21 protein-coding genes and 1 riboswitch are annotated in these 21,524 nt (G+C 72.8%); of the genes, 10 read left to right on the top strand and 11 right to left on the bottom strand.

The features are described from left to right. Positions 1–146 precede the first annotated feature (146 nt). The 3 genes from ACZ4N4_RS39150 (at position 147) to ACZ4N4_RS39140 (ending at position 3,940) form a co-directional block, all read left to right on the top strand. Positions 147–581 (top strand): Zn-ribbon domain-containing OB-fold protein, encoded by a 435-nt coding sequence (locus ACZ4N4_RS39150; RefSeq protein ID WP_450756800.1) that lies wholly within the window; start codon positions 147–149, stop codon positions 579–581. Between the two features lie 51 nt (positions 582–632). After that, positions 633–1,019, top strand: coding sequence for a nuclear transport factor 2 family protein (locus ACZ4N4_RS39145; protein ID WP_467597965.1), 387 nt, complete (start codon positions 633–635; stop codon positions 1,017–1,019). 155 nt (positions 1,020–1,174) lie between these two features. Continuing rightward, entirely contained in the window at positions 1,175–3,940 is a 2,766-nt protein-coding gene (locus ACZ4N4_RS39140; RefSeq protein ID WP_467597962.1) for an alpha/beta hydrolase, read from the top strand. 170 nt (positions 3,941–4,110) lie between these two features. Here ACZ4N4_RS39140 and ACZ4N4_RS39135 read toward each other — a convergent pair whose 3' ends face one another. Continuing rightward, positions 4,111–4,506, bottom strand: coding sequence for a PPOX class F420-dependent oxidoreductase (locus ACZ4N4_RS39135; RefSeq protein ID WP_453566881.1), 396 nt, complete (start codon positions 4,504–4,506; stop codon positions 4,111–4,113). 36 nt (positions 4,507–4,542) lie between these two features. Beyond that, a complete protein-coding gene (locus ACZ4N4_RS39130) occupies positions 4,543–5,715 on the bottom strand; it encodes a MalY/PatB family protein (RefSeq protein WP_467597959.1) in 1,173 nt (390 codons plus the stop codon). A 192-nt stretch (positions 5,716–5,907) separates the two neighbouring features. Here ACZ4N4_RS39130 and ACZ4N4_RS39125 point away from each other — a divergent pair, with 192 nt between their 5' ends. Continuing rightward, on the top strand, positions 5,908–7,281 hold the full coding sequence (locus ACZ4N4_RS39125; RefSeq protein ID WP_467597956.1) for a S1 family peptidase: 1,374 nt from the start codon (positions 5,908–5,910) through the stop codon (positions 7,279–7,281). A gap of 83 nt (positions 7,282–7,364) precedes the next feature. On the opposite strand, the gene ACZ4N4_RS39120 is transcribed toward ACZ4N4_RS39125, so the two are convergent. Then, on the bottom strand, positions 7,365–7,553 hold the full coding sequence (locus ACZ4N4_RS39120; protein ID WP_351323903.1) for a hypothetical protein: 189 nt from the start codon (positions 7,551–7,553) through the stop codon (positions 7,365–7,367). 141 nt (positions 7,554–7,694) lie between these two features. Next, entirely contained in the window at positions 7,695–8,852 is a 1,158-nt protein-coding gene (locus ACZ4N4_RS39115; RefSeq protein WP_467597953.1) for an ROK family protein, read from the bottom strand. A gap of 132 nt (positions 8,853–8,984) precedes the next feature. On the opposite strand from ACZ4N4_RS39115, the gene ACZ4N4_RS39110 reads away from it, so the two are divergent. After that, a complete protein-coding gene (locus ACZ4N4_RS39110; protein WP_467597950.1) occupies positions 8,985–10,187 on the top strand; it encodes a Gfo/Idh/MocA family protein in 1,203 nt (400 codons plus the stop codon). Between the two features lie 29 nt (positions 10,188–10,216). On the opposite strand, the gene ACZ4N4_RS39105 is transcribed toward ACZ4N4_RS39110, so the two are convergent. Then, positions 10,217–10,912: a L,D-transpeptidase family protein gene (locus ACZ4N4_RS39105; protein WP_450756784.1), complete on the bottom strand. Its 696-nt coding sequence runs from the start codon at positions 10,910–10,912 to the stop codon at positions 10,217–10,219. Positions 10,913–11,053: 141 nt separating this feature from the next. Here ACZ4N4_RS39105 and ACZ4N4_RS39100 point away from each other — a divergent pair, with 141 nt between their 5' ends. Next, the gene (locus ACZ4N4_RS39100; RefSeq protein ID WP_467597946.1) at positions 11,054–12,448 is read left to right on the top strand and encodes a pyridoxal phosphate-dependent decarboxylase family protein; all 1,395 of its coding nucleotides are present in this window, start codon (positions 11,054–11,056) and stop codon (positions 12,446–12,448) included. Here the strand turns inward: ACZ4N4_RS39100 and ACZ4N4_RS39095 are convergent. Next, positions 12,434–13,252 (bottom strand): SDR family NAD(P)-dependent oxidoreductase, encoded by an 819-nt coding sequence (locus ACZ4N4_RS39095; RefSeq protein WP_467597943.1) that lies wholly within the window; start codon positions 13,250–13,252, stop codon positions 12,434–12,436. The two genes, ACZ4N4_RS39100 and ACZ4N4_RS39095, sit on opposite strands and share 15 nt — an antisense overlap. Before the next feature lie 50 nt (positions 13,253–13,302). Between ACZ4N4_RS39095 and ACZ4N4_RS39090 the strand changes: the two genes are divergently transcribed. Then, complete coding sequence (locus ACZ4N4_RS39090) at positions 13,303–13,830, top strand: hypothetical protein (RefSeq protein WP_450756778.1); 528 nt, start codon at positions 13,303–13,305, stop codon at positions 13,828–13,830. A 113-nt stretch (positions 13,831–13,943) separates the two neighbouring features. Here the strand turns inward: ACZ4N4_RS39090 and ACZ4N4_RS39085 are convergent, their stop codons facing one another. Together ACZ4N4_RS39085 and ACZ4N4_RS39080 are read right to left on the bottom strand one after the other, a co-directional pair. Then, positions 13,944–14,573: an MBL fold metallo-hydrolase gene (locus ACZ4N4_RS39085; protein WP_467597940.1), complete on the bottom strand. Its 630-nt coding sequence runs from the start codon at positions 14,571–14,573 to the stop codon at positions 13,944–13,946. Continuing rightward, positions 14,573–15,661 (bottom strand): S-(hydroxymethyl)mycothiol dehydrogenase, encoded by a 1,089-nt coding sequence (locus ACZ4N4_RS39080; protein ID WP_467597937.1) that lies wholly within the window; start codon positions 15,659–15,661, stop codon positions 14,573–14,575. Before ACZ4N4_RS39080 ends, ACZ4N4_RS39085 begins: the two co-directional genes overlap by 1 nt. Before the next feature lie 411 nt (positions 15,662–16,072). On the opposite strand from ACZ4N4_RS39080, the gene ACZ4N4_RS39075 reads away from it, so the two are divergent. After that, a complete protein-coding gene (locus tag ACZ4N4_RS39075; RefSeq protein ID WP_467597934.1) occupies positions 16,073–17,851 on the top strand; it encodes an ABC transporter ATP-binding protein in 1,779 nt (592 codons plus the stop codon). Positions 17,852–17,961: 110 nt separating this feature from the next. Here the strand turns inward: ACZ4N4_RS39075 and ACZ4N4_RS39070 are convergent, their stop codons facing one another. After that, positions 17,962–18,258, bottom strand: a complete 297-nt coding sequence (locus ACZ4N4_RS39070) for a hypothetical protein (protein WP_467597932.1) — start codon at positions 18,256–18,258, stop codon at positions 17,962–17,964. Between the two features lie 172 nt (positions 18,259–18,430). On the opposite strand from ACZ4N4_RS39070, the gene ACZ4N4_RS39065 reads away from it, so the two are divergent. Both ACZ4N4_RS39065 and ACZ4N4_RS39060 read left to right on the top strand, forming a co-directional pair. After that, complete coding sequence (locus ACZ4N4_RS39065) at positions 18,431–18,796, top strand: nuclear transport factor 2 family protein (RefSeq protein ID WP_450756768.1); 366 nt, start codon at positions 18,431–18,433, stop codon at positions 18,794–18,796. A gap of 168 nt (positions 18,797–18,964) precedes the next feature. Then, positions 18,965–19,047, top strand: a riboswitch (ZMP/ZTP riboswitch). A 26-nt stretch (positions 19,048–19,073) separates the two neighbouring features. Continuing rightward, complete coding sequence (locus tag ACZ4N4_RS39060; protein ID WP_450756764.1) at positions 19,074–19,922, top strand: bifunctional 5,10-methylenetetrahydrofolate dehydrogenase/5,10-methenyltetrahydrofolate cyclohydrolase; 849 nt, start codon at positions 19,074–19,076, stop codon at positions 19,920–19,922. Here the strand turns inward: ACZ4N4_RS39060 and ACZ4N4_RS39055 are convergent, their stop codons facing one another. Both ACZ4N4_RS39055 and ACZ4N4_RS39050 read right to left on the bottom strand, forming a co-directional pair. Further along, positions 19,923–20,906, bottom strand: a complete 984-nt coding sequence (locus ACZ4N4_RS39055; protein ID WP_467597929.1) for a CU044_5270 family protein — start codon at positions 20,904–20,906, stop codon at positions 19,923–19,925. Continuing rightward, complete coding sequence (locus ACZ4N4_RS39050) at positions 20,899–21,441, bottom strand: RNA polymerase sigma factor (protein WP_453566906.1); 543 nt, start codon at positions 21,439–21,441, stop codon at positions 20,899–20,901. The genes ACZ4N4_RS39055 and ACZ4N4_RS39050 overlap by 8 nt, the downstream gene beginning before the upstream one ends. Positions 21,442–21,524 lie beyond the last annotated feature (83 nt).

The following is a 21,524-nucleotide window of genomic DNA, read 5'->3' as shown; positions in this document are numbered from 1 at the left end:
GGGGTACGCAGTGCCTTTACTGCTGACACTGAGTGCCATACGCTGACGGCGTGCACGGTGGCACGGCGAACCGGGCACATGCGTGCGCGGCCGGGTCCGGGCACGCCGGATTCGGGTTTCCGGGCGAGCGCAGGGAGTTGACCAGCGTGTACCACCACTCAGCGAGCGCCGCGCAGTCGGCGGTCGGATTCGCGACGAGCGTTCTCGACCCCGCGCCCGCGGACCAGCGCCTCGCGGACCATCACAAGGACGCCATCGTCTTCCAGCGCTGCACCTGGTGCGGCACCGCCACGTACCACCGGCTGCTGTGTCCGGTCTGCCAGGGCAGCGAACTGCGTACGGAGCGCAGCGAGGGCACCGGTACGGTCCGCCACTCCACGGTGGTGCACCGCAACACGCCCGCCGCGCGCAACGTCTCCCTGATCGAGATGGCCGAGGGGTTCGTCGTGCGGGGCCGGGTCATGGGGCCGCCGATCGGCATCCACAGCGGCGACCGGGTCAGGCTCTCCACGGCCAAGGACCCGGTGCGGGGCGAGCCGGTCTTCCAACTGCTCGACGAGCCGTACCGGGCCTGGAGCTGACGGCACGCAATCCGCTTGCACGGCAACCGGCGGCCTGGCGAGCATGCGTCCATGAGCGATGAATCGGCCCAGGTGGAGGCGGCGATCGCGGGCGAGCTGCGGCTCATGGACCCGGAGGTGCGCGCCTCGCGGGAGCTCGCGGCCGAACTGCTGGACCCGAAGTTCGTCGAGGTCGGCGCATCCGGCCGCCGGTACACGTACGAGCAGGCGCTCGGCGGGCTCGCGGACCGGGCCGGCGCCTCGAAGGACGGCCCACGCTACGAGCCCTCCGGCATGACCGGGGTGGTGCTCGCTCCCGGTCTGGTGCAGCTGACCTTCGAGGCCCGCCTTGGCGACCGCCGCTCCCGGCACAGCTCCCTGTGGCGCAGGCGCGACGGGGAGAGCGGCTGGCGGATGTACTACCACCACGCCACGGTCGTGCCACCCGGCGTCGAGTAGCGCGGCGGCACCTTCGCCGGATGCCGCCCCTCCCGTACGTAACCAATCCCTCTTCCGGCACAGGCAACCCACAGACTTTGCTCTCCGTCCTCCGGGGGGCGAGGGGCTCCTCGGGACGGCCGGGGCGCCCGTACTCGCCTTCCGAGGAGGGAACATTGGTCCGTACCCGGCGCATATGGGTCACCGCGGCCGCGGTGCTCGCGCTCGTGGGAGGGGTGTCCGGCACCGCCGCGCACGCCCGGCCGGCCCCGGCGGCCGCCGAGTCCGGCGGGAAGCTGCCGCCGGGCTGGCGCATCGACGGGGGCCGCTCGGCGCCCCAACTGGTGTGGCGGTCCGGCAGACAGGTGCCGATGGGCGACGCACGGGTGGAATTCCGTGCGGGGGGACGTCTGTTGGGGGTGCCGAAGCCGGAGCGGGACGGACACACCTTCCGGCTCGGTCTCGAAGCGGCCCGCGCCGGTGAGCTGACGGGCCTTCAGGTCTGGTCGGGCGGGCGGAGGTTGGACACCCGGTCCGCGGCCACCGAGGCACCCGCGCCGGCCGCCCGGCCGCCGGCCCCATTGCCCGCCGGCCCGGTGGACCCGGGCAGGCCCGGCCGCTACCGCACGACCACCGGCGACTACCGGCTCAAGCCGGTGCGCCTGCCCGGGTTCTCCGTCCCGGTGGAGATGAGCGCCGTGGTGGTCGCGCCCACCGGCGTCACCGGCCCGCGCCCGCTCGCGCTGTTCCTGCACGGCCGCCACGCCACCTGTTACACCCCGCACGGCGACGACGGGCAGGCCTCCGGCGCCTGGCCCTGCCCGGCCGGGACGCTCCCGATACCGAGTCACCGGGGCTACCTCCGCGACCAGCGGCTGCTGGCGTCCCAGGGCTATGTGACCGTGTCGATCTCGGCGAACGGGATCAACGGCCAGGACTGGCAGGCCGAGGACGGCGGCGCCCAGGCCCGTTCCTCGCTGATCCGACTGCACCTGGGGCACTGGGCCGACTGGGCACGGAACCCGCGGCAGGCACCGCCGATCGTCCGCGAGGCACCGCGCGCCGACCTGTCCCGGGTGCTGCTGATCGGGCACTCGCGCGGCGGCGAAGGTGTGAACCGGGCCGCGCTGGACAGCCTCTATCCCCCGCCGGCCGACCAGGACGGCTACCACGGGAAGGTGCGCTGGCACATCAGCGGCACCGTGCTGATCGGCCCCACCGTCTTCGGCCAGAACCCGGTCCCGGACGTCCCGTCGCTCACCGTCCTGCCGGGCTGCGACGGCGACGTCTCCGACCTGCAGGGCGAGATGTACGTCGACGGCACCCGTGCGGTCAGCACCGGCAAGGCCCTGCACAGCGCGGTCTACGTGATCGGTGCCGACCACAACTTCTTCAACACCGAATGGACGCCGGGACAGGCGCAGGCTCCGGCGGAGGACGACTTCTACGACGACCCCGACCACCGGGACCCCGTCTGCTCCCAGGGGACCGCGACCCGGCTGACCGCCGACCAGCAGCACCGGGCGGGCTCGACGTACATCGCGGCGGCGGCCCGGCTGTTCGTCGCGGGGGACGACAAGGTGCGTCCGCTGCTGGACGGTTCGGGGCGGCGGGCGCCCTCGGCGGATCCGGTGCGCGTGCTGAGCCACGCGGTCGGCGCGAACCGTGGCGCCGGGTTCCTGCCGGACGGCAAGGTGACCGTGAGCGGTGGCCGGCTGTGCGCCGCGGCCGATCCGGACCCGGCGGCGGCCTGCCTGGGCGAGGGCGCCGAGGGCGGCTCGCCGCACTTCGCCCAGTGGGAGACGCCACGGGAGTCAGGGCGGAACGCGGTCGCACTGCGCTGGACGTCCGCGGGCGCCACGACCCGCGTCACGGTGGCGCGGCCGGTCTCCCTCCGGGGCGCCGAGGCGCTCGCGCTCCGGGTCTTCGTGCCCCCGAACACCCAGGGCACCCGGCTCGACGTGGCCGTCACCGACACGCACGGACACCGGGCCGCCCTCGGCCGGGTCCGGGTCGACGGGCTGCCCGGCAGCGGGCGCACCGCGTCCTACTGGGCGCGTGAACTGCGGGTACCGCTGACCGCCGCCCGCCGGGCCGGGGTCGAGCTCAGCTCGGTCAAGTCCCTTGAGCTGACCTCCCGTTCGGCCTCGGGGCGGGCCTGGCTGATGGACGCCTGGGGCTGGCGGCCGGGCACTCCGGCGGTACGGGCGGCCACGCTGCCGCGCGTCGACGTCGGCCGTCTCAGGGTCGACGAGGGCGACTCGGGCGTACGCACGTACCACGTTCCGGTGCGGGTGTCCGGGCACGGCAGCGGGCAGGTCCGGGTGTACGTCGTCGACCCGGCGACCGGCACCGCGAAGGACCGGCTGGTCACCGTACGGCCCGGCGGCCACGCCGCCGACGTACCGGTCGAGGTGCGGGGCAACACCCGCTACGGCGCGGACCTCCCGTACGACGTGCTGGTCAAGGCCGTCCACGGGGCGGTCGTCGGCTCCTACCGGGGCGGGCTGACCGTGCACGACGACGACCCGGCGCCCGAGGTCACCGTGACCCCGCTCGCGGACAAGGTGACGGAGGGCTCGGCGCTGAAGTGGCGGATCTCGCTGTCGGAGGCCGCGGACACGGACATCGACGCGCTGTTCGTCCCGGTCCCGCCCGGCGGTGGCGCTCCTGAACTGTCCACCAAGGACGTCGACCCGCAGTGGCTGGCCGACGTCTCGGGCGCCGCACCGGACCCCGAGCGGCCGCTGTCCAAGGTGGACGGCCTCGGTCTGTGGCTGGACATCCCGGCCGGCCGGACCAGCCTCGACGTGTCGGTGCCCACCGTCGCGGACCGGGTCGGTGAGCCGGCCGAGTCGGTCGGTTTCCGGCAGACCGGCGACGACGGTACGCCGCTGCCGGACGCCCTGCTGCTCAACGGCACGGTGCTGGACGCCTCTTAGCGCTCCTCGCACGCCCGGACGCGTCCGCGCCCCTCACCCGGCCGGACGCGTCTCGGGCTTCCCACCCGGCCGAACGTGCCTCGGGCCTCTCCCGCGCCCGGACGCGTCTGCCGGGCCTCGCGCGACGGACGCGTCTTACGCTCCTCGTGCCCTGGGGAGATACGGCCTCCTCAGGGCGCGAGGGTCACCCGGATGCCGACGGTGCCCTCGCGGCCGCGCCGCAGCCTGCTGCCGAGCAGGGTGAGGCGTCCGGTGATGCCGTACTTGCGGGCGATGAGGTCGCGGTAGCGGGCGGTGGTGGCCCCGTCGGTGATCTCGGCGGTGGCCGGGACGGGGTCGCCGGTCGGCCGTCCGCGCAGGTCGCAGGGGCCGACCCGGACATCGGCGCGGCGGCGGATCCGCTTGACCTTCCACGAGTCGGCGGTCGTCCAGACGCCGAGCGTGTCTCCGTCCCGCACCACCCAGACCGGGGTGGGCACGGGGGTGCCGTCCTTGCGGAAGCTGGTGACGAGCAGGTACTTGCCGGCGCCGAGCCGGTCGAGGTCGGTCCCGGTGGTGTCGTCCATGCCGGAAGTGTAGGGGGCACCCCGCCGCGCGGTGCCTCAGACCAGGGCCGCGGCCATCCGCCGTACCGCTTCCGTGATCACCTCGGGCGAGGTGGCGAGGTTGAGCCGTACGTGCCCGGCGCCGCCCGTGCCGAAGGGGATTCCGGAGTTGACGGCGACCCGGCCGCGCGCCAGGAAGACCTCGGCCGGGTCGTCGCCGAGTCCGAGGGCACGGCAGTCGAGCCAGGCGAGGTAGGTGGCCTCGGCGGGCCGGTACCGGACCGCGGGCAGGTGGCGGTCGAGGAGGCCGGCGAGCAGACGCCGGTTCTCGTCCAGGCCGACGAGCAGGGCGTCCAGCCAGGCGGTGCCGTCGGCGAGGGCGGCCGTGTGCGCGATGACGCCGATGTGACTGGGGCCGTGGCTCACCTCCTCCGGGAGCCGGGCGAGGTCGGTGGCGGCCCCGGGTCCGGCGACGGCGAGCGCGGCCTTCAGACCCGCCAGGTTCCAGGCCTTGGAGGCCGACATCAGGGACAGTCCGCGCTCGGCGCCCGGCACGCTCAGGTACGGGACGAAGTCGACGCCGGGGGCGGTGAGCGGCGCGTGGATCTCGTCGGCGACGACCCGGACGCCGTACCGCTCGGCGAGTTCCGTCACGGCGGTGAGTTCCGCGGCGGTGTGGACGGTGCCGGTCGGGTTGTGCGGGCTGCACAGCAGATGGGCGGCCCGCCCGCCGCCGAGCCCGCCGAACGCGTCCTCCAGGACATCGAGGTCGATACGCCCGTCGCCGCCCAGCGGGGCCTCCACCACCCGCCGGTCCATGTGCTCGATGAACTGGTAGAACGGCGGATACACCGGCGAGTTGACGACCACCGGGTCACCGGGCCCGGTGACCAGTCTCAGCATCTCGACCACCCCGAGCATCACGTCGGGGACGATCGCGGTGCGGGCCACGTCCAGCCCGTGCCAGCCCCAGCGCTTCGCGGCGAACGCGGCGAGCGCCTCGGCGTAGCCGGTGCCCGCCGGGTAGCCGGTGTCCCCGAGTTCCATCGCGTCCGTGACCGCGCGGACGACCGGCCCGGCGAGCGGCACATCCATCTCCGCCACCCACACCGGGAGCACGTCCTGCGGATAGGTGCGCCATTTCATGCTGGTACGGCGTCGCAGCCGGTCGAGGGTGAGGGCGCGCAGCGGGTTCGGTTCGTCCGGGTTCTCCTGCGGGATGCTGGTCATGGGGTCAAGATAGGCGGCCCCCCGGGTGCCCGGGAACGCGCGCGGGCGGCCATGTCGTACCGCCATGGGATCGCAAAGATCACCCTCGTGGTGAACACCCCCGCGCCCGGCCCCGTATGGAGAGCAGGGCGCTCGACGACCGGAGGGCCCCGCGGTGTCCACACCGCGCGTTCGGGGTTTCGGGAGCCATGGATGAGGCACGCACGACGACGGGTCGTCCGGCGGGGGACACAGCTGGCGGCGGTCGGCGGACTCCTTCTGGGAGGCGCGATGGTCACCACGGCCATGGCGAGCGAGACTCCCGGCACGTCCGCCGTCCCGTTCAGCTCCGCGACCCAGGCCGGTGACACCGGCGCCGCACTGGTGGCCAAGCTCGGTACGGCCCGTACGGCGGGCAGTTGGATCGGCGCCGACGGCAAGCCGGTGGTGGCGGTGACCGACGAGGAGGCCGCCGCGACGGTGAAGGGGGCGGGCGCCGAGCCCAAGATGGTGTCGCACAGCATGAACGAGCTGAAGGCGGCCACCGCCACGCTCCGTGGGGCACCGCGGGTGGCCGGCACCGCGTGGGCGGTGGACTACCGGACCAACCGGGTGATGGTGGAGGCCGACAGCACGGTCTCGGCCTCCGACTGGTCGGACCTGAGCCGGGTCGCCGCGGGCATCGGCAGCTTTGTGCAGATGCAGCGCTCTCAGGGCACGTTCTCCCCCCGGCTCAACGGGGCGCAGCCGATCCTGTCGACGGGCGGCCGCTGTTCGGCGGGGTTCAACGTCACCAACGGACAGACCGACTTCATCCTCACCGCCGGTCACTGCGGTCCCGCCAACACCATCTGGTTCGACGACAGCCAGGGCAACCAGCAGCTGGGCACCACGATCAACACGCAGTTCCCGGGCAGCGACTTCTCACTGATCCAGTACGCCGGCGGCAAGGCCGGTGACAACGCGGACGTGGTCGCCATCGGCAACGGCCAGGGCGTGCGGATCACGGGGGCGGCCGATCCGACGGTCGGGCAGAAGGTGTTCCGCAGCGGCTCCACCAGCGGGCTGCACGACGGTACGGTGACCGCGCTCAACGCGACCGTCAACTACCCCGAGGGCACGGTCACCGGGCTCATCCAGACGAACGTGTGCGCCGAACCGGGCGACAGCGGCGGTCCGTTGTTCTCCGAGGGCATCGCGCTGGGCGTGACCTCGGGCGGCAGCGGCGACTGCACCGCGGGCGGGGTGACGTTCTTCCAGCCGGTGACGCGGGCGATGGCGGCTCTGAACGTGCAGTTGATCGCGTCGGCGCAGAACGCGGCCGGGGGGCAGGGCGCCTCACCGGCACCGTCGGCGGCCGCGACCCACAGTGCGATCGCGCCGAGCGCGGCCTCGCCGGGTTCGGCGGCGCCGGTCGGCTCCTCGGACGACACCAGCCTGGTCGCCCGGCTCACGGACACCCGTAATGTCGGTCCGGGCCTGCTGGTGATCGGGGGCAGCCTGGTCGCCCTGGTCGCGACCCGCTACTTCCGGGCGGAGCAGGACCGTAAGGCGTACCAGCGCTACTACTCGGCTACTTGGGGCTGACGGCGGGGATCCGGGGAGGCTCCGGAAGGACCCACGGGGCTACGAGAAGGGCACCCGTCCCGACGGGTGCCCGGGACGGGCGGTCAGGCCGCCTGGTCCGGCTGGTGCGGGGAGGCGGCCGCCCATTCGAGGACGAGCCGCTGGTATTCCTCGCGCTGCTCGGTGCTCAGTGTCCCGCCCGACCGGAGCCACAGGGCCCGGATCTCCTCGTTGACCTCGTCGGCCGATCGCTCGGTGACGGCTTCAACAGTGGTGGACATGGTGTGAAGCATATGCCGATCGACGTGAAGGCGCCGTGAGTAAGTACGACCGATATGGACATATCGGACCGTGTTAATCATCACGTCAATGAGTCGGGGAAAAAGGGGAGTTAGATACCGGGCGACGGCGGGCGTCCGGGCGGAAACGGCAGTTCAGGCCCCGTCGCCGCCGAGCACGAGTACCTGGATCGCCAGCACGGCCGCGCCGCGCGCCCAGTCGTGGAAGTCGGAGACCTTGGTCTCCAGGTGGATCGGCGCCGCGAGCGGATGCCGGTGGGCGCGGACGGTGTCCCGCACCGTGCCCCCGGCCACCTCCATCAGGCCGACCCCTTCCCCGGCGAGCAGGATCTTCTGGGGCATGACGAAGTTGGCGATGTGCGCGAGCAGGGTGCCCAGCGCCCGGCCGGCCTCGCCGATCACCCGCGCGGACATCGGCTCGCCCTCCGCGGCGCGCGCGAGGATCTCCTCGTAGGACGCGTCGTGGCCGGTGGCGGCGCCGATCTGGTAGCGGATGCTGGGGATGGTGAGCAGCGACACGGCGCTGCCGCGCTCGCCCTGGGGGGTCAGCGGACCCTGCGGGTCGATGATCCAGTGCCGGCCGAAGCCCCGGTCCTCCTCGGCGTACGGCACCCGCCGGCCGCCGAGCACCAGCCCGTAGCCGATACCGGCGCCGATGGTCAGGACGACGAAACGGTCGAGTCCACGGCCGGCGCCGAACCAGGTCTCGGCCTCGACCAGGGCGGCCACGTCGTTCTCCACCACGACCGGCAGCCCGGTGCGCCGCCGCACCAGCTCCGCCAGCGGGACGTCACGCCAGCGCAGGTAGGGCGACTCGCCGACCACCGCGTGCTCGCGCACGAACCCGCCGACGCCGATGCCGATGCCCGCGACAGCGGGGTGCCGGGCGCCCAGCTCCGCGGCCATCCGGGCCAGCAGGTCGGCGACCTCCTCGGGGTCGTGGCTGGTGAGCGGCCACTCGAGGCGGGCGACGATGTCGCTGCGCAGGGTGGTGACGACGCCGTACACCGTCTCGTCGGTGACCTTGAAGCCGAGAAAGAGGCGGGACTCGGCGACCACGTCCAGCGGCTGCGAGGGGCGGCCCTGGCGCGTCTCGGCGGAGGCGCCCGCCCAGGGGGCCTCGACGAGCAGCCCGGACTCGATGAGCGGCTTGGTGAGGCGGGTGAGGCTGCCCTGGGAGAGGTTCAGCCGGCGGGCCAGCTCGGTGCGCGACAACGGGCCGTGCACGAGCGCCTCGATCGCCACGGAGCGTTCCGCGGGGCTCAGCGGCAGCCAGTCGGACACGGCATCCATTTCCTTTCGTTCCTGAAGTAACTCGGTCACCCTACCGTGCGCCGGGTGCGCCGCAGAAGCGCCCTTCTGACGTCGCTCCTACTTCCGTCCGCCCCTTGACGGCTAGATTCTTCCGAAGCAAAAGTAACCACCATGACTTTCTCACTCGGCATCGTCGGTGCCGGCCAGTTCTCCGGCCAGTTCGCCACGCTGTTCCAGGCCCATCCCGGCGTCGGTGACGTGTACGTCACCGACCTGCTGCCCGAGCGGGCGGAGCAGCTCGCCGCCGCCCAGCGACTGGCGGGGACCTTCCCGTCGTACGAGGCGATGCTGGAGTCGGCGGACGTCGACGCGGTCGCGATCTTCACCCAGCGCTGGACGCACGGCCCGCTGGTCCTGGCGGGCCTGAACGCCGGCAAGCACGTGTACTCGGCGGTTCCCATGGCGATCACCGCCGAGGAGATCGCGGCGATCATCGACGCGGTCAGGACGACCGGCCTGACGTACATGATGGGCGAGACCAGCCAGTACAACCCGGCGACCGTGCACGCCCGCAACCAGATCGCCGAGGGCGCCTTCGGGCGGCTGTTCTACGCCGAGGGCGACTACGTCCACGACATGGACCTCGGCTTCTACGACGCGTACCGCTACAGCGGGGGCGACAACTGGAAGGCGACCGCCAGCTATCCCCCGCTGCTCTATCCGACGCACGCGGTGGGCGGGGTGCTCGGCGCCTGGCAGACGCACGCGGTGAGCGTGTCGGCGATCGGGGTGGTGGACGACCGCGGCGACGGCGTCTTCGACAAGGACGTCAGCCAGTTCGGCAACGACGTCTCCAACGCCACCGCGCTGTTCGAGGTCGCGGGCGGCGGTTCGTTCCGCACGAACGAGTTCCGGCGGGTGGGCTATCCGTCGCACATCCGCGAATCACGCTTCCGGTTCTTCGGGACCGAGGCCAGCATGGAGCAGCTGGCGACGGTGGCGCTGTGGCAGGACAAGAAGGGCGTGAAGGACATCAGCGAGCTCCTCGAGCCCAAGCCCACCATGTCGCCCGACGATCCCTCGCTCCAGCACATCGCGCCGGAGCTGCGGGCGGCCTTCACCTCCGGGTCGGCGCCGGTGCACGACCGGGAGCGGCTGCCGCGGGAGTTCGACACGCTGCACAACGGGCACGAGGGCAGCCACCACTTCCTGGTCGACGACTTCGTGACGGCCGTCAACACGCGCGCCCTGCCGACGGTCAACGCGTGGGTCGCCGCCCGGTACACCCTGCCGGGCATCATCGCGCACGAGTCCGCGCGGCAGGGCGGGGCCAGGCTGGAGATCCCGGACTTCGGGGACGCCCCGGAGAGCTGAGCCGGGGCGCCGGCCGGGGCCGGGTGCCGTCAGGTGCCCGGCTTGCGGCCGTACACGTAGACGTCGTCGCCGTTCTTCAGCAGGGACCAGTACTTCTTGGCGTCCTTGGTGGTCATGTTGACGCAGCCGTGCGAACCCGGCGGGTTCCACATGCTGAGACCCACCGAGTGGAAGGCCTGGCCGCCGTCGAAGAACTGGCTGTAGGGCATCGGCACGTTGTACACGGACGAGACGTGGTCGATGTCACGCCAGTAGATCTTCTTCAGACCGGTCCGGGTCTCGTACCCGTTGCGGCCGGTACGGACCGGCACCGGGCCGTAGACCAGCTTGTTGCCGTCCTGGACCCAGCTCAGCTGGAGCGTGAGGTTCACGCAGGCGATGCGCCCCTTGTTGGTGGGGCACTTGCCGTCCTTGTTCGGCTTGTCGCCGACGGCCTTCTGCTTGTTCATCAGGTCCATCACGCCCCAGGTGACGGGGCCGGCGTAGCCGATGTCGGGCGTGATGCCGTGCTTGTCCTGGAAGGCCTTGATCGCCTTGCAGTCGGCGGCGGACTGCTTGCCGTCCACCGGCCGGCCGAGGAACTTCTCCACCTGCTTCTGGTACGGCCCCGCCTGCGTGGTACAGCTCGCGGCCTGGGCCGGAGCCGAGGTGAGGGCGAGCGTGAGCGGTGCCACCAGTCCGGTGACGCCGAGTACGACGACACCTCGTCTACGTATGTCCCCCATGTGAAGTATGTCTCCTTCCTGTGTCCTGCGATCTCGTGGTCCTAGACCGGTCGATCGAGGGCATTGGTTGTAGCACCGGTCGGGCTGTGACGAAACGGTTAACTTCGGCGTCGGGGGCGCGGGCGGCCTAGGCTGCCGTCCATGCACCGCATGCTTGCCGACGATCTCGCCCGGTTGCCCGAACTCCTGCGGTCGGCGCGTGACGTGGCCGCCCGTGCACTGGCCGGGCTGGACGAACGGCCGGTGGCCGCGCTCGGTCCCGTACCCGCGCGGGCGGCGCTGCCCGAGCGGGGGGAGGGCGGGGAAGGCGCGCTGGCCCGGTTCACCGAGCGGTGGGCGCCGGGTCTGTCCGCCTCGGCCGGCCCACGCTACCTCGGTTTCGTCACCGGCGGTGTGACGCCCGCCTCCCTCACCGGCGACTGGCTGACCTCGGCGTACGACCAGAACGCGGCCGGGGCCGTCGGCTCCTGGGGTACCGCCCTGGAACGCGAGACGGTGGCCTGGCTGGCCGAACTGTTCGGACTCGGCGAGGCGCACGGCGGGGCGTTCGTGACCGGGGCCACGATGTCCAACACGGTCGGTCTGGCGATCGCCCGGGAGTGGCTCGGGGAGCGGCTGGGCGTGGACGTCTCCCGGGCGGGCGCCGCCGCGCTGGGCCCGGTCGACGTGCTCTCCGGCAGCCCGCACTCCAGCGTCGGCAAGGCGCTGTCGGTGCTCGGCATCGGGCGGGACCGGCTGCGGCCGGTGCCGCTGCTGCCCGGCAACCGGGAGGCGGTGGACGTGACCGCGCTCGACGCGGAGCTGGCCGCGCTCCAGGGGCGGCCGGCGATCGTCGTCGCCAACGCCGGCACGGTGAACACCGTCGACTTCGACGACCTGCGGGCGATCGCCGCGCTGAAGGAGCGTCACGACTTCTGGCTGCACGTCGACGCCGCGTTCGGCGCCTTCGCCGCTCTCTCCCCCGCCCACGCCCCGCTGGTCGCCGGTCTGGACGCGGCCGACTCGGTCTGTGTGGACCTGCACAAGTGGCTCAACGTCCCCTACGACGCGGCCGTGCAGTTCACCCGGCGTCGTGACCTCCAGGTGGCCGTCTTCCACAACGAGTCCCCCTATCTGGGCCCGCCCACCGGCGACCCGGACTTCCTGCACCTCACCCCGGAGACCTCGCGCCGGATGCGGGCGCTGCCCGCCTGGTTCTCCCTGACGGCGTACGGCCGTGCCGGGTACCGCGAGATCGTCGAGCGCAACGTCGCCGAGGCCAGGCGCCTCGGCGCGGGCATCGACGCCCTCCCGGACCTGCGCCTGCTGGCGCCGGTCCGGCTCAACGTGGTCTGTTTCACCCTCGCCGAGAACCCCACGCAGGAGCGGGTGGACGCCCTGGCCCGGGCGCTGGCCGCGTCCGGGGAGACGTTCCTCACCCCGACGGTGTACCGCGGGGTGCCGGCGCTGCGGGCGGCGTTCAGCAACTGGCGGACCACCGAGGACGACACCCGGCGGGTGCTGGCCGCGGTCACGGCGGCGTCAGCCGTCCTGTGAGGCATGCCGGGCCTCCCGGTGCGGCCGCAGCGCCGCGTGGAAGCCGCTGTGGACGGCGGTGAGACCGCCGTCGACGCGGAGCGTGGTGCCGGTGATCCAGGCGGCGTCCCGGGAGGCGAGGAAGGCGACGGCCGCGGCGACGTCGGCCGGCTCGCCGACCCGGCCGAGCGGGTAGAGCGGCCGGAGGGCGTCGAGTTCGTCCTCCCGTCCCGCCCAGGCCGAGGTGCGGACCGTGCCCGGCTCCACCAGGTTGACCCGGACCCCGCGCGCGGCGGCGTGCCCGGCGAGGGTACGGGTCAGCGCGCCGAGGCCGGCCTTGGCGGCGCTGTAGGCGTGGTTGCCGAAGTCGGCCCCGGCGTTGACCGAGCCGATGGTGACGACGGCGCCCCTCCCGGAGGCGGCCAGGTGCGGCAGGGCGGCCCGGCAGCAGCGGTGCACGCCGGTGAGGGTGATGTCGAGGTCGAGGTCCCAGTCGTCGTCCGGCTGGTCCTCGAAGAGCGGGACGTCCGGGGTGCAGTGCGCGGCACAGTTCACCAGGACGTCGAGGCGGCCGAAGGCACCGACGGCACGGTCGACGGCCGCCGCCACGGAGTCGCGGTCGGCCACGTCGCAGCCGAACGCCTCGACCGCCAGCCCCTGTTCGCGCAGGGCGGCCGCCGTCCGCTCCGCCTCCGGCAGGTCCCGGTCGGTCGCCAGCACCCGTGCGCCCTCCTCGGCCAGCCGCCGGGCGACGGCCGCGCCGATGCCGCGGGCCGCGCCCGTGACGAGAACCCCGTGTCCCGCAAAGCGATTGAGTCCGGTCATGGCGACGACCGTACGGGCCAAAGGATCAACAGGACAGATAGCGTGCGGGCATGTCCGCGTTCTTGCAGCAACTCCCGGCCCTCATCGGCGTCGTGATCGGCGCGCTCGGTTCCTATCTCGCCGTGGTGCGGGGTGACCGGGTGCGGTTCCGGCGGGAACAGGAGGCGCGCTGGGACGAGCGCCGGCTGACCGTGTACGCGGAGTGGGCGCAGGCGCTGAAGAAGACCGTCTCCGTCGACTACCGGGTGGCCGCCCATCTGGGCAACGACCCGCATCCCCACCCGCTCTCCCCGCAGGAGGCCGAACCCCTGCTGGCCGCAGCCCAGTTGGCCCGTGATCCGTACGGCGAGAAGCTCATCATGCTGGGCAGCCCGGCGGTGGTCGCGAAGGGCCAGGAGTGGGTGCTCGCGGTCATGGCGATGGAGCGGTTCCTGCGGGAGGGGCGGCGGGATCCCGAGGCGTGGCGGATCCTGCTGGAGCGGCAGCGCGACGGCCGCGACGACTTCTACGCGGCCGTCCGCGAGGACCTGGCGCTGCCGCCCGGTCACCCGGGACGGCTGCCACTGGCGGAGGCGTAGTCACCGGCCGGTCCGGCGGACGGTCCGGCGGGTCAGGCCTGGGCGCGTGATCCCTCACGGTCTTCGTCGAGGGCCGCGCGGAAGCCTGACATCCTCCGTCGCCCTTCCCGGCGTCAGTGGCCGCGGGTGACCCACTCCGCCAGGTGAGGGGCTTCGGCGCCGATGGTGGTCGACTCGCCGTGCCCGGTCAGGACCTTCGTCTCCGGCGGGAGGGTGAGCAGCTTGTCCCGGATGGAGTCGATGATCGTCGGGAAGTGGGAGTACGACCGTCCGGTCGCGCCGGGGCCGCCCTGGAAGAGGGTGTCACCGGTGAAGACGGTGGCCAGCCCGGGCTCGTACAGGCAGACGGCGCCGGGCGCGTGACCGGGCGTGTGCAGCACGGTCAGGTCGGCGCCGGCCGCCTCGATGACCAGCCCGTCGGACAGGTGGTTGTCGGGGTCGCGGTCGGGGTGGGTGAGCTTCCACAGCGGCAGGTCGTCGGGGTGCAGCCAGATCTTGGCGCCGGTCAGGTCCGCGAGGGCCGGCGCGGCGTCGATGTGGTCGTTGTGGGCGTGGGTGCAGACGATGGCCTTCAGGACCCGGTCCTCGACCGCCTCGGCGATGGCCTGGGCGTCGTGCGCGGCGTCGATGACGATCACTTCGCGTTCGTCGCCGATGATCCAGACATTGTTCTCGACGTCCCAGGTGCCGCCGTCGAGGGTGAACTGCCCGGAGGTGACGACGCGTTCGATGCGCGTGGTCATCACAGCACCACCACCGAACGCAGCACGTCGCCCTGGTGCATCCGGTCGAACGCCTTCTCCACCTCGTCGAGCTGGATGGTCTCGGTGACGAAGGCGTCCAGCGGCAGCCGGCCCTGCAGGTGCAGGTCGATCAGCATGGGGAAGTCCCGGGAGGGCAGGCAGTCGCCGTACCAGCTGGACTTGAGCGCGCCGCCACGGCCGAAGACGTCCAGGAGCGGCAGTTCGAGCTTCATCTCCGGGGTCGGTACGCCGACGAGGACAACCGTCCCGGCGAGATCGCGGGCGTAGAAGGCCTGCCGGTAGGTCTCCGGGCGGCCGACCGCCTCGATGACGACGTCGGCGCCGAAGCCGCCGGTCAGCTCGCGCACCGCCTCGACGGGGTCGCTCTCGCGCGAGTTGATCGTGTGGGTGGCGCCCAAGGTGCGCGCCGTCTCCAGTTTGCGGTCGTCGATGTCGACGGCGATGATCTTCGCGGCGCCCGCCAGCCGGGATCCGGCGATCGCCGCGTCACCGACCCCGCCGCAGCCGATCACGGCGACCGAGTCGCCCCGGCCGACGTTGCCCGTGTTGATCGCGGCGCCGATGCCGGCCATCACCCCGCAACCGAGCAGTCCGGCGACCGCCGGGGAGACGGCGGGGTCGACCTTGGTGCACTGTCCGGCCGCGACCAGCGTCTTCTCGGCGAAGGCCCCGATGCCGAGCGCCGGAGACAGCTGCTGCCCGGTCGAGGCGAGGGTCATCTTCTGCTCGGCGTTGTGGGTGTTGAAGCAGTACCAGGGGCGGCCGCGCAGACAGGCCCGGCAGTTCCCGCACACGGCACGCCAGTTGAGGATCACGAAGTCCCCGGGCGCCACGTCCGTGACACCCGCGCCGACCGACTCCACCACTCCGGCGGCCTCGTGGCCGAGCAGGAAGGGGAACTCGTCGTTGATTCCGCCCTGTTTGTAGTGCAGGTCGGTGTGACAGACCCCGCAGGCCTGTACCTGTACGACGGCTTCGCCCGGCCCGGGGTCCGGCACCACGATCGTCTCGACCCGCACCGGCTCGTCCTTGCCCGGTGCGATCACGCCGCGTACTTCCTGCGCCATGGACCTGCCCCTTTCGTCGCTGTGCTGACGTGCTGTCTTCCGACCCTACGCGTGACCGCTCGGTAACGGCACGGAGCACGTCGATCATCGCGGATCTTTCCCGCCGGTCACCGCATTCCCACCGGCCGGGGGGGAACGCCATGTACCCCACGGGGGTGATCCGGTCGGGGCCGAGGAAGGGCCGAGGAAGGGAGGAAAGGGGGGCGAAGGGCGCCTCGGTGGTCCCGGCGTCCGCCGAGACCAGCGCGATGGCCGCGGTGCCGGCGAAGCTCCCGCGCGACCGACCCCGGCCGGCCGACCTGGACGCGACCCTGGCGAGGACCGGTTCCGCCCGTGGGTGACCGGGCCCCGGGGCGGAACGGGCCGACGTAGCCTTGGTGCGCGCCGCCCACCGCCCGGACGAGGAGCACCGTGACCACCGCAGACGCAGTTTCGCCGCGACGGACGGGAGACCGCACCGGTCCGTCCGCGTTCCGGCTGCTCCTCTCCTACGTACGGCCGCACCGCTGGGCCCTGTTGGCGGGTGCGGTGCTCTCGCTGCTGACCGGGGCTACCGGGCTGCTGCTGCCGCTGGTGGCGCGGGGGTTGATCGAGGACCTCTCCCACGACCGTTCCATCAGCGGGAAGTTGCTCGCCATGGCGGGTCTGGTGGTCACCAACACCGTGGTGGGCGCCCTGGGTTCGTACGTGCTGCGGCGCACCGCCGAGTCGGTGGTGCTGGGAGCCCGGCGCACCCTGTCGTCGTACCTGCTGCGGCTGCGGATCACCGCCGTGGACCGCACCGAACCCGGTGACCTGATGGCGCGGATCACCTCGGACACCACCCTGCTGCGCGAGGTCACCACGGACTCGCTGGTCGCGCTCGGCACCGGCGGGCTCACGCTGGTCGCCACCGTGGTGATGATGGGGGTGGTCGACCCCGTGCTGCTGGGTGTCACGGTCGCGGTGATCGCCGGGGCGGGCATGGTGCTGGGCACCATCGTGCCGCGCATCAACCGGGCGAGCCGGCGGGCGCAGGACGCGGTCGGGGTGATGGGGGCCTCGCTGGAGCGGGTGCTGGGCGCGCTGCGCACCGTGAAGGCGTCGGGCGCCGAGCACCGCGAGGAGCGTGCGCTGCACGCGGCCGCCGAGGAGTCCTGGCGGCAGAGCGTGCGGGCCGCCAAATGGGCCGCCGCGGCGGGCAACACGGCGGGGCTCGCGATGCAGCTGGCGTTCATCACGGTCCTGGCGGTGGGTGGGGCGCGGGTGGCGACCGGCGCGATCGGCATCGGCACGCTGGTGGCGTTCCTGCTCTACGTCTTCTACCTGATGTCGCCGATCCAGCAGGTCGTCGGCGCGGTCACGCAGTACCAGACCGGCGCCGGCGCGCTCGCCCGGATCCAGGAGGCACTCTCCCTGCCCGCCGAACCGCCCTCCGAGCCCGCCGAGTTGCCGTCCGCCGGCGCCGAACCGGCCGCCGTCACCTTCACCGACGTACGGTTCCGCTACGCCCACGACCTGCCGTACGTCCACCACGGGGTCAGCTTCGCGATACCCGCCCGGGGCATGACGGCGTTCGTCGGCCCGTCCGGCGCGGGCAAGACCACCGTCTTCTCCCTGATCGAGCGGTTCTACGACCCGGAGTCCGGCACCATCACCCTCGACGGCCGCCCGCTCCCCGACTGGGACCTGCCCCTGCTGCGCTCGGCCATCGGATACGTCGAGCAGGACGCGCCCGTGCTGTCGGGGTCGCTCAGGGACAACCTGCTCCTCGGCAATCCGGAGGCGGACGAGGACACGGTGACGCGGGTGCTGAAGACGACGCGGCTGGACGGTCTGGTGGCGCGGCTGCCCCTGGGCCTGGAGACGCTGGTCGGGCACCGCGGGACCAGGATGTCGGGCGGCGAGCGGCAACGGGTCGCGATCGCACGGGCGTTGCTGCGCCGGCCCCGGCTGCTGCTCCTGGACGAAGCGACCTCGCAGCTGGACGCGGTGAACGAGGCTGCCCTCCGGGACACCGTCGCCGATGTGGCACGGTCGACCACGGTGCTGGTGGTCGCGCACCGCCTGTCGACGGTGACGATGGCCGACCGGATCGTGGTGATGGACATGGGCCGGGTCCGCGCGGTGGGCACGCACCGGGAGCTGGTGGCGGCGGACCCGCTGTACGCGGAGCTGGCGGCGACCCAGTTCCTGGCGGCCGAGCACTGAGCACGCGGATCCCGCCGCCGCGCACCGAGCGCGCGGTGGTCGGCCGCCGAGCACCGAGTACGGCGAAGGGCCGCCCCTTGTCCGGGACGGCCCTCGCGGTGGGGCGTGGGTCAGGACTCGATGCCCGGCACCAGTCCCATGGCCGGCGCGGCCAGGTCGGTGAGCTGGTGCAGTTCGCCCAGCTTGTGGAGTCCGTTCAGTCCCTGCAGTTGCTCCGAGACCTTGGGGACCTCGTCCTTGTACTCCGCCGGGATGTCACTGCGGGCCAGCGAGTCGAGCACGCTGAGCGGGCTGAGCTTCCCGGGGTGCTGCGCGTCCGCGTCGGCCGCGTTCGCCATCGGGACGGCGAGGCCGGTGACCCCGACGGCGAGGCCGACGGCGGCGACGATACGTCGTGTTGAGATCATGTCTCCAGCAACGGCCCGGGCGCCGGGCCGGACACGGGCAGCCGGTCCCCCTCACCCGTCAGGCGGAGCGCCCGGCCTGCGCTTGCCGAGCCCGGCGGGGCGGAGGAGGCTCGAAGGTGGGGCTGTCGCGGCCCACTCCGCATCGGGTCGCGGGCTCCCGCAGGAGGTCATCATGGGCACCGCGACAGGCTCCACGTTCGACATCGCCACGCTGCGCCGGGCCGTAGAGGGGAACACGGGGAACACCCTGCTGGCGCTCTACGCGGACGACGCGGAGATCCGTATCGTCGACCGCACCACCCAGCCCAGCCACCCCAAGGTCCTGCACGGCCGCAGGGACATAGCCGCGATGCTGGACGACGTCTACAGCCGGGACATGACGCACAAGCTGGACCAGTGCATCGTGCAGGGCGACCAGGCCGCCTACAGCGAGTCCTGCGAGTACGCGGACGGCGTCCGGGTACTCGCCGAGTCGATGATCACGCTGCGCGACGGCAAGATCGCCGAACAGATCATGATCCAGGCATGGGACGAGTAGCCGGACCGCGAGGGTTCAGGTCAGCGCGCGGCTGACCTGGACCTTCTCGGCACGGGCCGGGCTGGGGCACAGGCACCGCACGCCTCGGCGCGCGTCGGTCGTGCTGCTGCGGACGGCCCTGCGGGCGGCGCACCGCCGTGGGAAACGCTGAGCACCTCGGTTACGCTGGGCGCGGGCCGTGACTGGCGCTGAGGTGGAGCACCACCGTGGAGCGGCCCACACTGTCGATGCCGTGCGCCTGGGCGATCAAGGTCTGACCAGCTCAGGAGTGTGCCACATGACCCATGCCCGTCTCATGGACGGAACCGCCGTCGCCCGCCGGATCGTCGAGCAGACCGCGCGGCGGGCCGCCGAGTTCACCGCACGCACCGGCACCACGCCGTGCCTGGCGACCGTGCTGGTCGGCGAGGACCCGGCCTCCGTCACCTACGTCCGGATGAAGCAGAACCGCAGCCGCAAGGCCGGCATCGCCTCCCGGCACGTGGCGCTGCCCGCCACCACGACCACCGGGGAACTCGTCGGCACGCTGCGGGAGTTGTCGGCCGACCCGGCGGTGCACGGCATCCTGCTCCAGCACCCGGTCGGCGAACACATCGACGAGCGGGCCGCGTTCGAGGCGATCGCGCCGGAGAAGGACGTCGACGGCGTGACCTTCGCGTCGTTCGCGACGATGAGCTTCGGCCTGCCGGGCTTCGTCTCCTGCACGCCCGGCGGCATCCTGCGGCTGCTCGACGCCTACGACGTCGACCCTGCCGGGAAGCGGGCGGTGGTCGTCGGCCGCAGCGCGATCCTGGGCAAGCCGGCCGGCATGCTGCTGCTCGCCCGCGACGCCACCGTCACCTACTGCCACTCCCGCACCCGGGACCTGTCGGCGGCCGTTCGCGAGGCCGACATCGTGGTCGCCGCCGTCGGCCGCCCCCGGCTGATCCGGGGCCAGGACATCAAGCCGGGTGCGGTCGTGCTCGACGCGGGCTACAACGAGGGCAACGTCGGTGACGTCGACTTCGACACCGCCGTGGAGAGGGCCTCGCTGATCACGCCGGTGCCGGGCGGGGTCGGCCCGATGACCATCGCCGTGCTTCTGGAGCAGACGGTCACCGCGGCCGCCCGGCAGCTCGGGGTGTGATCAGCGCATCCAGGCGCTGTACTCCATGACGTCACCGGCCCGCACGCCGTACTCGGGGTCGTCGCGGGTGAACGTGGTCTCCAGGCCGAGTACGGCACCGGTGGCCGGGTCCAGGATCAGCATCTGCCGGGCGCCCGAGGCCTCGTCGTGGACGTAGGCCTGCCCGGTGCGGCCGAGCCGGTCGGTGACCTGGCCGGCCGGGCGCAGCCCCTTGGCGTCGGCGAGGAGGCGGGCCAGGGCGGCCGACTCCCGCGCGCCGAGCGTCCAGTTGTCGAGCAGCTCGCCGGTGGCGTCCAGGAGCTCCGACGTGGTGAGGGTGTGGGTGTGGCTGTAGATCAGCTCGGTCAGGTAGGTGCGCAGCTTCGCCGGGTCGTGCGGGGGTGTGCCGAGCGGCGGGCCGTCGCCCCACATCGGCGGGAAGGTGCGACGGCTGAGCACGTGGCCGTCCTCGACCAGCCCCGGCCGGTCACCGTCGTCGGTGAGGACCGGGCGGCCGGGGTGGGACGGGTCGGTGGCCACGACCACTTCGGTGTGGCTGCCGTCCGCCGCCCAGCGCTCCACCCGCTCCTCGGGCAGCGTGACCGGCGGTTTGCCGTCGCTCATGCCGAGGCTCCAGGACTGCACGTGGGTGCCCTGGCGCAGGGTCGGGGACCCGTCCTGGGCCGCCACGGCGGCCAGTTTCGCGACGTCGGCGAGCGGCACGGGCGTGGAGTGGGCGCGGACCGCCAGCGGCCGGGGCGCGGCGACCGCGGGAGTGCCGGCGGGACCGCCCGGCAGCACGGCCAGCGCGGTGGCGACGGCGACGAGGGTCGCGGCGAGCGACCACACCAGTCGCGGCCGGGTCCGGCGCCGGGGGGTCGGAGTGTCGTGCAGCAACCGGGCGAGGTGCCGTTCGGCGGTGTGGTCCAGGGGGCCGTCGCCGAAGTGGGGGCCGTCGGCGGGTACCGGGTCGGCGGCGCGCAGCAGGTCGAGTTCGTCAGCCATGGCGGTGTTCCTCGGAAAGAGCCTCGGCGGCAGGGGGTCGCAGTCGGTCGATCTCGGCTCTGAGCCGGCGGCGGGCGCGGTGCAGCCGCATCGCGGCCGCCCGGCTGCCGCAGCCCAGGGAGACGGCGACCTCGTCGACACCGAGTTCCTCCCACGCGGTCAGCCGCAGCACCTCCTGGTCGGCCGGGGAGAGCCGGCTCAGCGCCTCGTGCACCCAGGAGCCGGGGCGTTCGGTGTCCGGGCCGGCCACGGTCTGCCGCCCGTGGGCACTCTCGTCGTTGCCCAGCCGGTCCACCAGCCGGCGCCGGCGCCCGTATCCGCGTACCGCGTTGGCGAGGCAGTTGCGGGCCACGCCGTACAGCCAGGGCAGCGGGGTGGCCGGCAGGTCGGCGCGCCGGCGCCAGGCCACCGTGAACACCTCTGCCACCACTTCCTCCACCTCGCCGGTCCGCCCGTCCAGTCGCCGCGCGACATAACGGCTGACCGCCCAGTAGTGCTCGCGATAGGCAGCGGCGAAGATCTCGTCGTTGCTCATGTTCGGTTCTTGTCCGGCACCTTCCCGATCGTCACACCCCTTTCCGTGACGCTCGTCGCATCCCTCGAGTGTGACCGGCGCAC

It is taken from the genome of Streptomyces sp. NPDC026538, assembly GCF_055567535.1.
Note: the sequence above shows the minus strand (reverse complement) of the source record. Positions and strands in the feature narration are given on the sequence as shown.

Bases quoted from the DNA above. Each gene is read 5' to 3' on its own strand.
- ACZ4N4_RS39110 (WP_467597950.1), top strand. From the start codon at position 8,985: ATGACTTTCTCACTCGGCATCGTCGGTGCCGGCCAGTTCTCCGGCCAG.
- ACZ4N4_RS39050 (WP_453566906.1), bottom strand. From the start codon at position 21,441: ATGAGCAACGACGAGATCTTCGCCGCTGCCTATCGCGAGCACTACTGG.
- ACZ4N4_RS39115 (WP_467597953.1), bottom strand. From the start codon at position 8,852: ATGGATGCCGTGTCCGACTGGCTGCCGCTGAGCCCCGCGGAACGCTCC.
- ACZ4N4_RS39100 (WP_467597946.1), top strand. From the start codon at position 11,054: ATGCACCGCATGCTTGCCGACGATCTCGCCCGGTTGCCCGAACTCCTG.
- ACZ4N4_RS39080 (WP_467597937.1), bottom strand. From the start codon at position 15,661: ATGGCGCAGGAAGTACGCGGCGTGATCGCACCGGGCAAGGACGAGCCG.
- ACZ4N4_RS39105 (WP_450756784.1), bottom strand. From the start codon at position 10,912: ATGGGGGACATACGTAGACGAGGTGTCGTCGTACTCGGCGTCACCGGA.
- ACZ4N4_RS39055 (WP_467597929.1), bottom strand. From the start codon at position 20,906: ATGGCTGACGAACTCGACCTGCTGCGCGCCGCCGACCCGGTACCCGCC.
- ACZ4N4_RS39125 (WP_467597956.1), top strand. From the start codon at position 5,908: ATGAGGCACGCACGACGACGGGTCGTCCGGCGGGGGACACAGCTGGCG.
- ACZ4N4_RS39120 (WP_351323903.1), bottom strand. From the start codon at position 7,553: ATGCTTCACACCATGTCCACCACTGTTGAAGCCGTCACCGAGCGATCG.
- ACZ4N4_RS39095 (WP_467597943.1), bottom strand. From the start codon at position 13,252: ATGACCGGACTCAATCGCTTTGCGGGACACGGGGTTCTCGTCACGGGC.
- ACZ4N4_RS39130 (WP_467597959.1), bottom strand. From the start codon at position 5,715: ATGACCAGCATCCCGCAGGAGAACCCGGACGAACCGAACCCGCTGCGC.
- ACZ4N4_RS39085 (WP_467597940.1), bottom strand. From the start codon at position 14,573: ATGACCACGCGCATCGAACGCGTCGTCACCTCCGGGCAGTTCACCCTC.
- ACZ4N4_RS39135 (WP_453566881.1), bottom strand. From the start codon at position 4,506: ATGGACGACACCACCGGGACCGACCTCGACCGGCTCGGCGCCGGCAAG.
- ACZ4N4_RS39090 (WP_450756778.1), top strand. From the start codon at position 13,303: ATGTCCGCGTTCTTGCAGCAACTCCCGGCCCTCATCGGCGTCGTGATC.
- ACZ4N4_RS39065 (WP_450756768.1), top strand. From the start codon at position 18,431: ATGGGCACCGCGACAGGCTCCACGTTCGACATCGCCACGCTGCGCCGG.
- ACZ4N4_RS39145 (WP_467597965.1), top strand. From the start codon at position 633: ATGAGCGATGAATCGGCCCAGGTGGAGGCGGCGATCGCGGGCGAGCTG.
- ACZ4N4_RS39060 (WP_450756764.1), top strand. From the start codon at position 19,074: ATGACCCATGCCCGTCTCATGGACGGAACCGCCGTCGCCCGCCGGATC.
- ACZ4N4_RS39070 (WP_467597932.1), bottom strand. From the start codon at position 18,258: ATGATCTCAACACGACGTATCGTCGCCGCCGTCGGCCTCGCCGTCGGG.